This is a genomic window from Planctomicrobium limosum (assembly GCF_051465645.1).
Classification (GTDB): domain Bacteria; phylum Planctomycetota; class Planctomycetia; order Planctomycetales; family Planctomycetaceae; genus Planctomicrobium.
The window spans coordinates 1,210,184-1,225,650 of the sequence record NZ_CP195790.1 but is presented as its reverse complement, the minus strand read 5'-3'; the positions used below and the strand labels follow the sequence as shown (position 1 = coordinate 1,225,650).

The following is a 15,467-nucleotide window of genomic DNA, read 5'->3' as shown; positions in this document are numbered from 1 at the left end:
ACGCGAGCACCGGTTCGATTGAAGAACCAAGTGCTACGCGGCCACACTGCGAACCAATCGATGTTAATGAGACGACGTCGTGATCTGACGTTCTTCTTCTCGAAGTGGAGGGTGAGGATCGTCTGAACCACCTTCGTTCGGCTTGGAAGGAGATTTCTTACGAATCTTCTCACTCAATGTCTGCATGACGGTGTAGAAGATCGGAACATAGAACACTGCCAGGAATGTTGCAGCGAGCATCCCCCCGAAGACGGCCGTTCCGAGTGATCGTCTGCTTGCGGCACCGGCTCCCTGTGCGATCACCAAAGGGAAGATCCCGAGAATGAAGGCGAATGAGGTCATCAAAATCGGTCGGAATCGCATCTTTGCGGCTTCGACTGCCGCTTCTCTAATACTGCGTCCTTGAGCACGCAGTTCCTTGGCGAACTCGACAATCAAAATCGCATTCTTACTTGCCAATGCAATAATTAACACGATACCAATCTGGGTATAGATATTGTTGTCCATCCCCCGATATGCAACAGCTGCTACAGTACCTAAAAGGGCGAGTGGAACAACCAAGATCACGGCTGCAGGAAGGAACCAGTTTTCATACTGGGCAGCCAACACCAGATAAACCATGAGCACGGCCATTCCGAACACGTAGAACGCCTGACCGCTGACTCGTTTTTCCTGGAATGACATTCCGCTCCATTCGAATCCCATTCCCTGTGGCAACTTCTCCTTCGCCATTTGTTCCATAATAGCCATTGCTTGCCCGGAGCTGACTCCTGGGGCAGCTGTTCCATTAATTGTCAGGCTCGGATACAGGTTGTATCGCGGGATCATTTGCGGGCCGGTTGTGAATTTGACCTCAGCAAACGCTCCAACTGGAATCATTTCTCCTTTGGCATTGCGGACCTCAAGTCTGCGAATGTCTTCCGGCTTACGACGGAATTGTTGGTCCGCCTGAACCTGAACCTGCCATGTTCGACCAAACTTATTGAAGTCGTTGACGTATGCTGACCCCAATGACGCCTGCAATGTTGTAAAGATCGACGACAAAGGAATTCCGAGGCTCGTCGCTTTATCACGGTCGATGTCGACATAGATCTGAGGAATTCCGGCTCGGAATGAAGTCTGCAAACTGGTCAGTGAGGACTGAGCCATTCCGTCCCGAACAAGCTCATCAGCAACCGCCTGCAATTGTGCGAGGCCAAGGTTGGCGCGATCCTGAAGGCGGAAGTCGAAGCCCCCTGTCTGCCCGAGACCTTCGATCGCCGGAGGAGGGAACGCAAAGACAACCGCTTCTCGAATCGCAGATGTTTGCATGTAAAGCGAGCCAAGGATTGCTTCCATCGATTTGGAAGGATCTTTGATGCGCACTTCGCGCGGTTCGAATGTCAGGAAGATCGTCACTGCGTTCGGCACGGTTGATCCATCCAGCAGCGACATTCCCCCGATGGTAAACCAGTCCTTCACCCCTGGAGTATTCCCCAGAATCCCGTTGAGCTTTTCGATTAACTCCTCTGTACGTTCCAGTGATGCAGCGTCATCGAGCATCCCTGCAAGAATCGCATATCCCTGATCTTCTGTTGGAACGAAACTCGTTGGAAGTTTCGTAAACCAGTAAGCGGTTCCAGCTGAGATGCCGACGAACAGGAACATCATGATTGCAGCATATGGGAGAATCGCCTTGACGATTGAAACGTAGATTCCCTCGAACCATTCGTATACTCGGTTAAACCCACGGTAGAAGATGTTCTTTCGAGCCGGGGTTGGGCGAAGATACACAGCACATTGAGCTGGCTTAAGTGTGACAGCGTTAATCGCACTGATCACCGCAGTGGCGGCAATCGTTAATGCAAATTGTTGATAGAGCTTTCCGGTGATTCCCGCCATGAACACGGTCGGGACGAAGACCGCCATCAGAACAAGTGTGATTCCGATGACAGGTCCAATCACCTCGCTCATCGCCTTGATTGTGGCAGGGCGAGGAGCCATCTGATTTCGGTCAATGTGGTGGACGGCATTTTCGACAATTACAATCGCGTCGTCGACCACAATTCCGATTGCCAGTACCAATCCGAATAGCGTCAACATATTGATGCTGTAGCCCATGGCAGACAGCGCTGCAAATGCTCCGATGATGGTCACCGGAACCGTTGTTGCCGGAATCAGGACCGCGCGCCAGTCTTGCAGGAAGACGAGAATCACGATCAATACCAGCACGCCGGCTTCAATCAGCGTTTTGTAGACCTCGTTGATTGACTCCTCAACGAATTCCGTTGGATTGAAGGCGATGCTGTATTTGACACCATCAGGGAGCAGAGGCTCCAATTCTTCCATCTGCTTCTTGACGGCCTTGGCAACGCTCAGAGAGTTCGCTCCTGGCAACTGGAACACCGCGACCCCGGCTGCAGGGATCCCGCTAATCTCCATCCATGAAGCATATGTCTGCGCGCCCAGTTCAATTCGGGCAACGTCTTTCACTCGTGTCAGACGCGTTCCGAGCGGACCTTCATCGACGGATTTGACGATGATGTTTCCAAACTGTTCCGGGTCACTGAAGCGTCCTTGCGTGGAAACTGTGAACTGATTGTTCTGGTCGCTTTTGGCGGGACGTTGTCCGATCTGCCCTGCGGCAACCTGGACGTTCTGCGCTGAGATTGCTGCGATCACATCATTCGCCGTGAGCTCGCGTGCTTTCAGCTTTTCGGGATCAAGCCAGATTCGCATTCCATAGCTACTGGTTCCGAACACCTGAGTATGCCCAACACCCTGAATTCGACTCAGGATGTCTTTTACCTGAATCTCTGCATAGTTATTCAGATACAGGCCATCGTATTCCCCATTCGGTGAAGTGAGTCCGACCACGATCACCATGTTGGTCGACTGCTTCTGAGCGGTAACACCCAGACGTTGCACCTCCTGAGGGAGACGTGGCAGCGCAGTGGCAATCCTGTTCTGAACAAGCACCTGCGATTGATCGAGATCGACCCCGACTTCAAACGTAATGGTGAGAGTATACGTCCCGTTGTCTGAACTGACCGAGCTCATGTAGAGCATGTTCTCGACCCCGTTGACCGCCTGTTCAAGCGGGCCGGCAACGGTATCGGACAAGACCATCGCGTTCGCCCCTGGGTAGGTGGCCGTCACCTGAACCGTTGGTGGTGTCAACTTGGGGTATTGTTCGACGGGAAGGCTGAAAATACAGACTGCCCCAACAATCATTGTGATAATCGCAATGACGTTCGCAAAGATGGGGCGATCGATGAAGAAACGATAAAACATACTTGGACCTTCAGCGTCCGGAAATCATGCCATGTGAATGAAAGTGACGTTGATCGAGCCACCGGGGAATCGCGGAAATCAGCGATAGAACCCCAGTGTAATCCTGCTTCTGATCTACCTTAATTGGAACTGGCGGATTCGTCCGCGGGCTTCTTTGCAGGAGCGTCAGCGCCGGATGTGTCGACAGCAGGTGTGGCTTCAGTCGGAGGGCCAGGGGTGACTGGTGACACTTTCATCTTGGGACGTACTTTCAGCAGTCCATCTGCAATCACGCGGTCTTCCGGATTCAGATCTCCTTCGACGACTTTCATGGAATCAATCGTGTCCTTCGCAACGACAATACGACGTTCGATTTCGTCGTCTTTGTTGACGACATACACGAATGTGCCAGCCTGATCGTAACCCAGTGCTCGTTCCGGGACGAGAATCGCATTTGGCTGCTCTTCAGACGGAATCCTGACGCGAATGAACATCCCCGGCATGACATCGCCAGCATTGGAGAAGATTCCGCGAATCTGGACTGTGCCTGTGCCTGACTGCACCGACGGGGAGATGTAATCAATCGTTCCATGATGCGGGAACGTGCGTTCGTCACCAATCCCCATCATGATTGGAATACCGGATTTGCTCGCGTCTTTCTGGTGTTGCTTCTGGATCTTCACCAGATCGTTCTCGCTGATTGCGACGTACGCATAGATCGGATCGACTTGAACAATTGTCGCAAGCACAAGCGTCTGGTCAGAAGAAATATAGTTGCCGATGTCGACTGCCCGACGATCGATTCGCCCATTGATCGGAGCTGTAATCCGGCAGTAACCCAGATCGATCTTCGCAGTGTTCACATCTGATTTGGCGAGTTCCAGGGCGGCTTGAGCACTGAGAATATTTGTTTCGTAGTTGAAGTCAGCCTGCTCCTGTTCTGCCTTGCTGGCGATCACCTGAGCTTCGGTGGTCTTCATGGCTGCTTCTGTTCGGTCGTACTCCTGTCTGGACAGAGCATTCTGGTTCAAGAGACCGATGTTACGTTCATGGTTGATTCGCGCGAGTTGATACTCGGATTCGCGGAGTGAAAGTTGAGCTTGTGCGATCTCTCTGGCTTTCGACTGTTCGGCCTTCTTGAGATTCGCGGCTGCTTCGCTTTGTCTGGCCGTTGCATACTGCAACCGTACCTTGAACGGTTCTTCGTCAATGACAAACAGGACCTGTCCCGCTTTGACAATGTCGCCGTCTTCAAAGTTGCGTTCGTGCAAAAAACCGGAGATACGCGCACGCAACTCGACTCTCTCTGAAGCCTGCGCGGTTCCAGTTTGTTCAACATAACTGGTGACGGCTCGCTGAATCGGATTCGTCACGTCAACTTGCGGCGGTGGTGGAGCCTGATAACTGTTTGGCTGACCGCAACCACCAAAGATTGATGTGGCTCCGAAGATCAGTCCTGCCATGATCAAACGTGCCGAACGTTCACGGTGCACTTTGATCGCGCCAAGTACTGATGAAGATGAACGTAAGACGAAATTGCGATGAAGTTGTGACATAACAATCGAAGATTGAACTATGAGCAAGATGAACGCGCGAGCTGAGACCGGAGTTCGCCTTGAACGAAATGTGCTTTGTACGACGGGAATGACCAGCGTTTTCCGTTGCGATTAATGAAGGGCTCCGAGCCGACACTCAAGCGAGAATACGGTTCGGGGCAATTAGTCAAAACGGACTGGAATCGATGTTTTGCTTCTGGAAACGTGCATTTCACCCCGACATTTTTTGCTCAAACATCAAGCATCGGGGGAAACGGTGATCCAACATCCCGGGAGAAATCCTGATTTGGTTTCCTCGCATTTGATGTGCTGACTTGTAAATACCGTCCGGACGGTCGGTTGTCAATACAGGTGTTTTGTGCAATCTGGAACGAGCCTACTTGTGCCAAGAGTGGGAAATCGTGAATCGCGGTGACCCGGCAAGAATCGGTGAGTCGTCTGCCTGGAATCTTTGCGTCACACGATGAGTGGTGACGGAGTTTAAGTTGTGACAGAATGCAACTCATCTCACTGGGATTGCCAGTAACGCGACAATTAGCGGAACCATTTGAAGGCATTCGATCATGATTCTGCATGTCGACATGGATGCCTTCTATGCCTCGATTGAGGAGCGTGATCGACCGGAACTGCGAGGTTTGCCGTTAATCGTTGGCGGAGCGGCAGACCGTCGGGGTGTTGTGGCCGCTGCAAACTATGCGGTCCGCAAGTTTGGCGTTCACAGTGCCATGCCGACCAGTACCGCACTCAGACTCTGCCCTCAGGCGATCGTGCTCCCGGTTCGGATGGGGCATTACATCGAGATCTCTGATCAGATACGCGAGATTCTGTTTCGATACACCCCGCTTGTCGAACCGCTCTCATTGGATGAGGCGTTTCTGGATGTGACCGGAAGCGAAGTGCTGTTCGGATCTGCTCGCGAAATTGCAATTCAAATCAAAGCAGCGATCTTGCAGGAGTCCGGTCTCATCGCTTCAGTCGGTGTCGCTCCAAACAAGTTTCTGGCGAAGATTGCAAGTGATCTGAAGAAGCCTGACGCTCTTGTGGTTGTTGAACCTGATCGAGTTCAAGAGTTCCTGATTCCATTGCCTGTTGGCCGTCTCTGGGGAGTCGGGAATTCTACCGGCAGAGAATTTCAACGCATGGGAATTCAGACGATCGGCGACTTGCAGCGAGTCTGTCGCGAGGAACTTGTGAGTCGATTCGGTCAAGTCGGGGACCGCTTCTGGGAGTTGTCTCAGGGAATCGACCGTCGCCAAGTCGTTCCAGATCGTGAAGCGAAATCCGTTTCGCACGAGACGACTTTTGCTACGGATCTCCAAGACGCAGATGTCCTTCGAGATTGGTTGCGTGACCTGACCGAACAGGTCGCAAGACGATTACGTCGATCAGATCTCAAGGGGCGAACCATTCATCTCAAACTGCGATTTGCAGATTTCCAGACAATCACCAGATCGCAGACATTGGACAGGCCGACGAATACCACGAATGAACTGTCACATGTTGCTGTTGAATTGCTGAATCACGCATTGCCACGGCAACACAAAGGAATTCGCCTGATTGGAATCGGAGTCAGCAGTCTGGAGCACGGACAGCAGTTGCGGCAGCGTCAACTTTTTGATGACGATGAAAATCAAAAGCAGGGGAAACTCGATGCTGTTGCCGATGAGATTCAGAACCGGTTTGGCACGAGTATTGTCTTCCGCGGCAACAAGCTACTTCGTAAGCCACAGGATGATGCCAATCGGTAATTGCGAACGCAGGTAGAATGTTCGTCGATCATTAAATGCACACTCTCCATTTCATGTCTGGCACACACGATGTTGAAGCAGATGAAGCTGGTTGCAATCCTTTTCTTCTCACTGGGATCAATTGCACAGAGTGCCGAGCCACCAGAAGGGTTTCGATCGATCTTTAATGGAAAAGATCTTTCTGGGTGGGAAGGGAGTGACGAGTACTGGAGCGTGAAAGATGGCTGCCTGACCGGGACGACTGATGGATCGTTGAAGTACAACAGGTTCATCATCTGGCGAGATGGAACGCTGAAGAATTTTGAACTGCGCGTTCAGGTGAAAGTGACGCCCGGCGGGAACAGTGGCCTGAACTATCGCAGTCAACATCGCCCAGATCTGGGGGAGGGTGTCGTTACCGGATACCAGTGCGACGTCGTTTCGAATCGAGCCGATTACAACGGCATGCTCTATGAAGAACGAGGCCGCCGAATTCTTGCCCATTCCAGTGAGAAAGTGATTATCGATCCGGCGGGTCAGCCTTGGGTGGTCGGCGAGTTTCCGCTCAAGGAGTTTCCATCAGGGGAATGGCACAACTATCGGGTCGTTGTTCGCGGAAATCATCATCAGCACTGGATTGACGATCATCCAACGACAGACGTGATTGATCTTGATGAAAAGGGCCGCGCGCTCGATGGAATCCTTGGAGTTCAGGTGCATGTTGGACCGGCAATGCAGATTCAGTATCGCAACATGTTCCTGAAGCACTTGCCTGACGATCTGCCAATAATCGCGGCAGAAGAGGCTCCGATTCCACCAACAGCCGTCAAAGTTGTGCCGCAAGGAAAAGACAAACCCAAACAAGTCCCGAAAGAGAAGGTCGCTAATTAGAGAGGCGAGTTCGGTGCTTGGGATTCAGCATGTTCTCATATGAAGAAGCAGTCATCAGGCCGAATAATGGCTGCTTCTTGCTTAGAGCATTTCCAGAAATCATGCATCGTTTCTGGCACGCGGAATTCAGCCTTTCGCTTAACAGGAAGGCTGCTGCGCGGCCACATGATAGACCGGACCGGTCTAGTTCGAGGAGGTCGCAGGTGGCGGGCCGATGGTGACGATGAATTCGTAATCGTCTTCCCCGGGAGGGACATCATTCAGGTCGACGAGAATCCTGCCAGGTAGTGTACGCTGAATGATCACCATGCCGCGTCCCTTCGTCTTCTTGATCTGGGCGTAGCGATATTCTTGCTCCTCGGAGGCATAGCGTCTGGTTCCCTGATTCGCGAAAGCTGAGTTCGCCTCAGGATTCCATACGTGCGAATTCACGAGAATCTCGGAGAGTGTGTTGCCATAAGTTGGCGTCCAGGTGATTCGGCTCTGATTGATTTCCAACCGGGCCTCTCCATCAAGCTTTAACTGAAATTTGATTTCAGACTGGAGTGGTTGTAGCTGACTCAATTCTTGTTCAATGTGATTTCTTTCTTCAGCAGTCGCCTTGCTTAAAAGGCTGTAGTACCACAGACGGGCACGTGCGTGCATGGCAGTACGTTCATTCTCCGTTTGGTCCTTCGCGGCGGTTGCCCAGCCATTCGCCAACTTCAGAACCTCATCTTTTTGCCCCGGATCACTCAGGTCAAGCGTTGCGAGTTCCTTTAGAACGGGAACATTCCCTTTCTTCAGGTACCCAAGTCCTCTGTCCCATTCTTTGACTGTAAAGCAGAAATATTTTCCCAGCGTTGTGTAGTCACTCTCTGCCAGTTTTCCTGCTTCAATCTGATTCAATAACTGACTGACTTCATTCTTGCGTTGAATGAGTTCGTCCAGAGTCGCTCGCCGCTTTTGAACAAGGTCAATGAGCGGCTTCTCATCTAGCACTTTTGCCCATTGCTCAGCCAAGACAACAAACTGTTGTGCTGCTTCGAATTGCCCAAGCGAAGATTCGCGTTCCGACCAGGCGAACGCGATGTCCAGCAGTTCAGGCGTCATGTATGTGGTGCGAGCACGACGAAGTTCGAGAAGTTCGCGACGGATTTGAGTTTCGTCGATACTGAACTCCATCGACGCGCGTTTCAGGATGAGGTCGACGAGTTCAAAATCACCTGCTTCAGCCGCTAATTCCCACGCCGTTTTCAGAGAGGCGTATCGCTTAACTGGTTCCGCGTACTGTGGGAGTTCTTTCCAGTAATTTCTTGCAACAGCCTTGCGGATGAAATCATCTTCGCCCTTGAGATCGACTGGTGGCTTAGGCGGCGGAGGCAGCGTATTCATCTCCCGAAGCTTCTGTCGGTCGACGACGACGTTGGTGCCGATCTGTTCCATGTTGGTCGGAGCACCATTCAAGATCCATTTGGCAACGATTGGGATAAGCCACAAGCCATCATCAAATGGTTCGATGGTTGTGTAAGTGACTCGTCCGCTTTGAAACGCCATCGTCGCGAACATTGGTTCATGTGAATGCGGTTCAGTGTCTCGTCGTTTGAACATGGCAACGGGTTTCATCGCCGGATCAATCTCGATGTTCGCCCAGGAGAATACGCGTCGATTCTTTGGCACCTCATTCTCGAAGCCTTTGAACAGGACTTCACTTCGCCCTGGGATCAGCTCGAAAAAACTACATTGAACTGGGCCAGGTTTCAGCCCGAATTGAATGAGGCGTTCGGAGTCCCGCCCATCGACCGTGTTGAAGAAAAACAGGTGTCCCCCATCGACGACGAACTGATGAATTTGCGAGAAGATGCGGTCCTTCTTGGCTTCATCTGGAGTTCGTGTGCCGAAGAACAGCATGTTGTTGCTTCCAGCGATGATTGTGTGGAAGCGTGAAAAATCCTGAAACGGCGTGTCCCATGTTGATGAGTTTTCGAATTTCAGGCCCAGTTCTTTGCAGGCCTTTCGCATCGCATTGACTTCGATTTCATTCTGACCATCAATAAACAGGATGCTTTGGTTTGCGGTCCGATAGGTCAGCTTCAGCTGTGGCAAGTCTTCTGCGCAAGCGCAATGTGCCGATGCACTGAAACAGAATGCGACCAACAAAATGAAAAGAGACTGACCCACGAACAGTCGAGCGTTTCTGATACTCGTCGCCATTGCAATAAACTCCGCTTGCTCGCTGGCTCACTCTTTTCTCTGGAGTGATGGTGGAGAGACGCTGATTTTTTCTGCAGAAAGTCCAATCAATGAAGTTCGACGCTCAAAAGCATCGAGCTCAGTCACGGTACTGGCATTTTCCAGACTCGAATCGAACCATCAGCACTGGAAGAAATGATCTTCTTGTTGTCAGGTGTAACGATGATGTCACGAAGCGTCAGCCGATGTCCTTGATAGCGTTTGATGAGCTTCTTTTCTTCAACATCGAAAATCACGACATCGCCGGGATGATTCTTGAATCGAGATTCATAGGTTCCGAGCACGAGATACCTGCTGTCGTGCGAAAATGCTGCTGTCCGATACCAGTTTGTGCCATCGGAAAGTTTGGTGATCAACGCGCCGGATTCTGGATTCCAGATCTCAATCTGGGAGCTGTCCCCAAATGCCGCGAGCATCTTGCCATCGGGAGACCATCTTAAACCCCAGAGCTCACGCTTTTCAGACTGGCAGGTTTGCACAAGCTTCCGAGTCTTTACATCCCAGATCTTAATGGTCTCGTCGAAACCTGTGGCAATCCATTTGTCGTCGGGTGAAATCGCCAAACCTTCAATAATCCCCCCCAACCCTGTTTGAATCGAGTGGGGAACGGCACTTGGATTCAGTATCCAGAATCGAAGTTTGTCATCCTCGTCGTTGACTGCGATGAGCTTCAAACTGGAAGACACTGCGAACCTGGTAAACTTGAAATCAGATCCGCCAATTAAATCCGCTTTCCCCGCTGACCGATTCATTCGGATGATGTTGACGCCGCCTTCTGGGCGGTTCAATGCCACAAACTGCGCTTTACCGCTGGGATCAGAGAAGCTTCGATGCATCCAATTTCGGTCGGTCTGATCGACGGTTAGTTGCTTTCCTGTCTCGATGGAGAACGATCGCACTTCCGTCCCGGGAATTGTGGGAATCACTGACTTTGAGCGATGGTCGTACGCCATTGAGCGAGGAAGCTGGCTCGCCAGATCGATGACCAGTTCTGATTCACCTGGTTCTTCTGAATCAAATGCCCATCTGATGGATTGGTCATAAAACAAAGGGTTGTTCGACCAGCGCGCGGGAACATACCGACCTTGAAGCTGCTCAAAAGCGTGCCTTGCTGTTTCTCGATCCCCAGCAACCCTGGCATAGAAAGCTTGACGCCCCAAGACTTGAGCGGAATCCGGAGCGTGCTTCAGCCAGTCAACGTGGCCTTGTCGAACTCGCTCCCAATCAAAGTCGGACTCTTCAAATCTGGTGAAGATACGAAACCAATACGCTTCGTTGACCACGGCAGCGTAGGCAAACTCGCCTGTCACATGCTTCTGTTGAGCTGCGAGATCCGATGCGAACTGAGCGATGTCGCCGTCTTCACCGTGCCACTGAGGAAGCAGGTAAATCACAACGTTTTCTATCGCAGTCGCATTCACCGGCTCACGTTTTAAGACTTCTGCTAGATGGTGCTCCATCTTCTTTCTTGGGTAGTGTTCATAAATGCCGATGCGAAGCGAAGTTTCATGTGAAAATGTGTCTGGGACTTCTTCGTCTTCAAAAACTTCGTCCAGTAATCGTTGAGATCTTTCGAGCGCGGCTTTCATGATCCGCCAGTTATTATCTGTCACGGTGTCCGCGTAGCCGCCACCTCTCGCCACAGCGGACAGTTCATAAAGCGATCCGGCCAATGCAATCTTCGACGTCATGGTCGGGGAGGCCTTGTACCATGCTTCAATGTGCTGCACTCGATCATCGACTGCGTGAATGGTGTATTTCCCGGGCTCTGTCACAGGGGAGGTCAGGATTCTGTAGAAAAGATTCAGGCGAAGGACACCGAGCGCCGTCTTTGAGTTCTCTTTGCGATACTGAGCAGCCAGTGCCTCCAGTTCCGCATACTTCTGATTGGTGAGATGGTTCACAACGAGATCCGTTTGCTCACCTGCGTCCTGTTCCATCGCGTCGATGTATTCGCCTGAGTCGGCAAATGAAGTGAGAGGGATTGCAGCAAGAACGCCCAGAATGAACAGAAGAAACACAGGAATTTTTAATGAGACAGGTTGGGCTGGCCAGATTGCCATTCAGTTTCTCCGCCTTTTGAAATTCCCGGTTCCAGTGCCATTGATATGCGACAATGCCAATGACCAGCGAGATCAAAGACGCACAGTCCCATCCCCGGAACTCGCTCACAATTTCGCGTCCATTCTATACTGAAACGCCAGAAAATCCTTTAATCAACTGCGCTTCCGAATAATTTTGATGTGATTCAATTGAAGACGTGAATGTGCTGTGCGGCGAGGAGGTAATTGAGTTGAAATCTTGAATCCGCAACATTGAACAAAAGCGATGAGATTGTCCTAATAATCGCAAATCGTGCTCGACACTGGGCCGCCAGGCATGTCTTGTCGAAGTAATCCGTTGAGCGAAATGGCAGGAGAATAAGAGGGAGCATCTTCCATGGCAGAGATCGTGTCGGTCGAATTGGATTTGCATAGATCGAACTCCTCGTTGTGATTGCGATCATTGCCATTCTGATTGCCCTGCTGTTGCCCGCCGTTCAACAGGCTCGTGAGGCAGCGTGCAGAACTCAATGCACGAACAATATCAAGCAGAACGGCCTCGCATTTCACAATTACGCGGATGTCTTCAATGGGATTCCACCATCGCGAATCAGCGCAACTGTCGTCCTCGAATGAGGCCAGTAGCAATCAGGCTGGCAGTGATGGTTCAAGGAAAGAATCGAAACGCCAAACTCACTCGGAAAACCGTTGACACCGCGGCCCGTCGAGTGACTTGATCAACGCTATTGAAAACGGTGCGAAAAGAAGTCACGCCACATCCCGCAATGAGATATGACGTGAATCATTCGGGCCGTTGAATCCTCAAAGAAGTGTTCGTTACCAGTTTTCCGGGAATGTCACAAAATACCCTGTGATTCGTTTGGAATCCTTACGGATTTCGTAATCCACGATGAGGCGTTTGTTGGTGCCAACAGGGGCGGAAACGGAATAGCTACCGTCTGGAATTCGACTCTGATCTGCGTTGTAGTAATAGCATGGAAGCTGGTTCTTCGTATCCCAGTTGACGAACTTCGGATCGTTTGATTTCGCAGCGCTAATCGACGTCATTCGGCGATCAGGATAGATCACGGTCACGGTTTTATTCTTTCCCTGAAGAAAGATATCACCCGGTGCAAACATGCCCGTTGTGAGGTTCGTCTTTCGCGGGGATTCCCAGGTGAAGCCACCATCATGACTTTCCGAGAAGCAGAGTGCAGCCGCTTCACTGTGATTTGCATTCCTGAGAATCGCAAGCAGATGACCGGGAGCTTTTTCAATGACGTCCCATTCATCACCGGTGAATTCTTTTGAATCAGGAACACGAACTGTTGTCCATGTTTCACCTGAATCTTTGGAGATCGCGGCGACCGCGCCGTTCTTTGGTGCAATGTAGAATGGCCAGACGATTGAACCATCTGCCAGAACGATTGCCGCTGATTTCGACTGGCTGTTCGGCACTGGTCCAATTTTCGGGGCTTCCCACGTCGCTCCTTTGTCTTTTGACAAAATGGTCATGACTTGGGAGGTCGTTTTTCTGGTGGCAGGATCGAGTGCGTAGGTGTTGTAAGTGACGAAGAGATGCCCATTCGGCAATTCGACAATGCCGACATTCCGGTCGTCCACTCCCGCTTCATCGACGATGACGCTGGCAGGTGTCCACGTCCTTCCTTGATCAGTACTTTTCGTGAACATTGCTTTGCCTTCAGCTGAGAACCCGTGCACGGTTCCTTCACGGAAGACGCAATACAACGTGCCATCTTTCGCAGCAGTGATCCATGGCCAGCCAGGGTAGGTTCCTTCATAGATGACAACATCCGGTTTAGACTTCACCACCGGTTGATCAGCCACGACCTCGCAGGCGTTGCACATGAAAATTGATGCACAGACAACGAACGCTGATCTCTTCGCAAACGCAACTTGAATCAGATTCACAATAAAGCCCTTCGTGTTCAAATTCAGAGCTGATGGAAACAGGCCTGCCCGAATGCCCGCTCGGAGAGCGGTTGCGATCGCACCTGAAAATCGCTTTCGCTCCGGCTTAGTGACCGTGTATCAAAGCAGAAACGCTGAAGACTGGGCAATGTCGAAGCATCCTGCGATTCAGGACGCCGCCATAACATGCTGCGATCACGGTTCTGTTTGAGACATGGCACTTAAAGGATGCCAAAAGGATCGCGATACGGCAATCGACATCGGGGGGGGCGGAGAAAGCCGAGTCCCGATTCCTTACCGGAAGCTGATTGATCGAGCCGCTTTGAATCTGACATTGATGTTGTTAGAGACCGTCGTATATCAGCGACGTCACCCTGTGAAGAGTTTCTGCATGACTCTTCCCTCGTTGATCGTGGGGCGTTCAGGGCGACCTTTAAAGCTGTAGGTTAACGCCATGTGGTCGAGCCCGAGTGCGTTGAGAATCGTGGCGTGAATGTCGTGGACATGCATGCGGTCTTCAATCGCTCGCAGTCCAAGTTCGTCTGTTGTCCCGATTGTCTGACCGCCTTTGACGCCACCTCCGGCCATCCACATGGAGAACCCGGTTGGATTGTGGTCTCGACCGTTGCCCTGTTCAGACATTGGCGTTCGCCCAAACTCGCCCCCCCAGACGACAAGTGTCTCATCCAGAAGACCACGTTGTTTGAGATCCCTCAGGAGCCCAGCAACAGGCTTGTCCATGGCTCGACAAAGCTGAGTATGATTCGCTTCGATTCCGCTATGGGCGTCCCATTTGCTTCCTGCTCCATGGTAGAGTTGGATAAATCGGACACCCCGTTCAACGAGTCGACGGGCCATCAGGCACAAACGCCCATAAGCTTCTGTTTCCTGATGCTCCATTCCATAAAGTTCCTTGGTCGCTTCCGTTTCCTGCGAAAGATCAACAGCCTCAGGCGCGGCAGCCTGCATCCTGAATGCAAGTTCGTAGCTTCGAATTCGTGCGTCGAGTTCCGATTGCTGTGGAAACTCGCTTGCGTACTTCTGATTGAGCGAGTTGAGATAGCGGAGCTTTCTGACTTGAATTCGTGAATCAAGTCCTTCAGGTGTATTGAGGTTGGGAATTGGCTGTGAGCCTTCTGAAAGTTGTGTCCCCTGATAACTCGCCGGCATGAATCCTGCCCCCCAGTTTCTGGGCCCGTTCACGACGGAACTGCGGTTATCCTGCATTACAACAAATGATGGCAGGTTTTGATTCTCTGAACCGAGCCCATAAGAGACCCAACTTCCCAGCGAGGGTCTCCCTCCGATCATCGAGCAGGTGTTCATCTGGCAGACACCAGCGGAATGGCTGTTTCCGTCTGTCCAGCAGGAACGCATTATTGCGATGTCATCAACGCATTGAGCAGTGTAGGGGAGCCAGTCTGAAACCCAGGTTCCACTCTCGCCATGTTGCTTCCATTTGCGATGCGAAGCGAGCAGCGGGGCATGGAATTCTCCCATCGCCGTCAAAACGGTTCCAAAACTCTCCGGGAGATGCTGACCGGCCAGTCGATTCAACTCTGGTTTGGGATCTAACGTATCAAGATGGCTTGGTCCTCCCTCCATGAATAGAAAAATGACATTCTTTGCTCGAGCTGGAACGTGTGGATTCGGCAAGGAAATCGATTGGCTTGCAGTAAGAGATGTTTGGCATTGCGCTTGAAGCGCTGCCAGAGCAATCGCTCCCAACCCGGTTCCACTGCGGAAGAGAAAGTCGCGTCTGTTCGAGAAGGCGGGAATTTGGTGGGGCATAATGATTCCATTACTGCAATGCACGTTAGATCAACAGGTCAGAA

8 protein-coding genes and 1 pseudogene are annotated in these 15,467 nt (G+C 51.5%); 3 read left to right on the top strand and 6 right to left on the bottom strand.

Annotated features, from left to right (window positions below):
• Positions 1-63: 63 nt before the first annotated feature.
• Positions 64-3,273, bottom strand: coding sequence for an efflux RND transporter permease subunit (locus SH527x_RS04470; protein WP_437193453.1), 3,210 nt, complete (start codon positions 3,271-3,273; stop codon positions 64-66).
• Between the two features lie 119 nt (positions 3,274-3,392).
• Positions 3,393-4,715, bottom strand: a complete 1,323-nt coding sequence (locus SH527x_RS04465) for an efflux RND transporter periplasmic adaptor subunit (protein WP_437193452.1) — start codon at positions 4,713-4,715, stop codon at positions 3,393-3,395.
• A gap of 656 nt (positions 4,716-5,371) precedes the next feature.
• On the opposite strand from SH527x_RS04465, the gene dinB reads away from it, so the two are divergent.
• Together dinB and SH527x_RS04455 are read left to right on the top strand one after the other, a co-directional pair.
• Positions 5,372-6,556, top strand: coding sequence for a DNA polymerase IV (gene dinB / locus SH527x_RS04460; protein WP_437193451.1), 1,185 nt, complete (start codon positions 5,372-5,374; stop codon positions 6,554-6,556).
• A 69-nt stretch (positions 6,557-6,625) separates the two neighbouring features.
• The gene (locus SH527x_RS04455) at positions 6,626-7,426 is read left to right on the top strand and encodes a 3-keto-disaccharide hydrolase (RefSeq protein ID WP_437193450.1); all 801 of its coding nucleotides are present in this window, start codon (positions 6,626-6,628) and stop codon (positions 7,424-7,426) included.
• 183 nt (positions 7,427-7,609) lie between these two features.
• On the opposite strand, the gene SH527x_RS04450 is transcribed toward SH527x_RS04455, so the two are convergent.
• Positions 7,610-9,619: a hypothetical protein gene (locus SH527x_RS04450; RefSeq protein WP_437193449.1), complete on the bottom strand. Its 2,010-nt coding sequence runs from the start codon at positions 9,617-9,619 to the stop codon at positions 7,610-7,612.
• Between the two features lie 122 nt (positions 9,620-9,741).
• Positions 9,742-11,721 (bottom strand): WD40 repeat domain-containing protein, encoded by a 1,980-nt coding sequence (locus SH527x_RS04445; RefSeq protein WP_437193448.1) that lies wholly within the window; start codon positions 11,719-11,721, stop codon positions 9,742-9,744.
• A 414-nt stretch (positions 11,722-12,135) separates the two neighbouring features.
• On the opposite strand from SH527x_RS04445, the pseudogene SH527x_RS04440 reads away from it, so the two are divergent.
• Positions 12,136-12,312 (top strand): annotated as a pseudogene (locus SH527x_RS04440) (DUF1559 family PulG-like putative transporter); the annotation flags it as partial.
• A gap of 225 nt (positions 12,313-12,537) precedes the next feature.
• On the opposite strand, the gene SH527x_RS04435 reads toward SH527x_RS04440, so the two are convergent.
• Positions 12,538-13,632 (bottom strand): sialidase family protein, encoded by a 1,095-nt coding sequence (locus tag SH527x_RS04435; RefSeq protein ID WP_437193447.1) that lies wholly within the window; start codon positions 13,630-13,632, stop codon positions 12,538-12,540.
• Positions 13,633-14,001: 369 nt separating this feature from the next.
• A complete protein-coding gene (locus SH527x_RS04430; protein WP_437193446.1) occupies positions 14,002-15,423 on the bottom strand; it encodes a DUF1501 domain-containing protein in 1,422 nt (473 codons plus the stop codon).
• Positions 15,424-15,467: the final 44 nt, after the last annotated feature.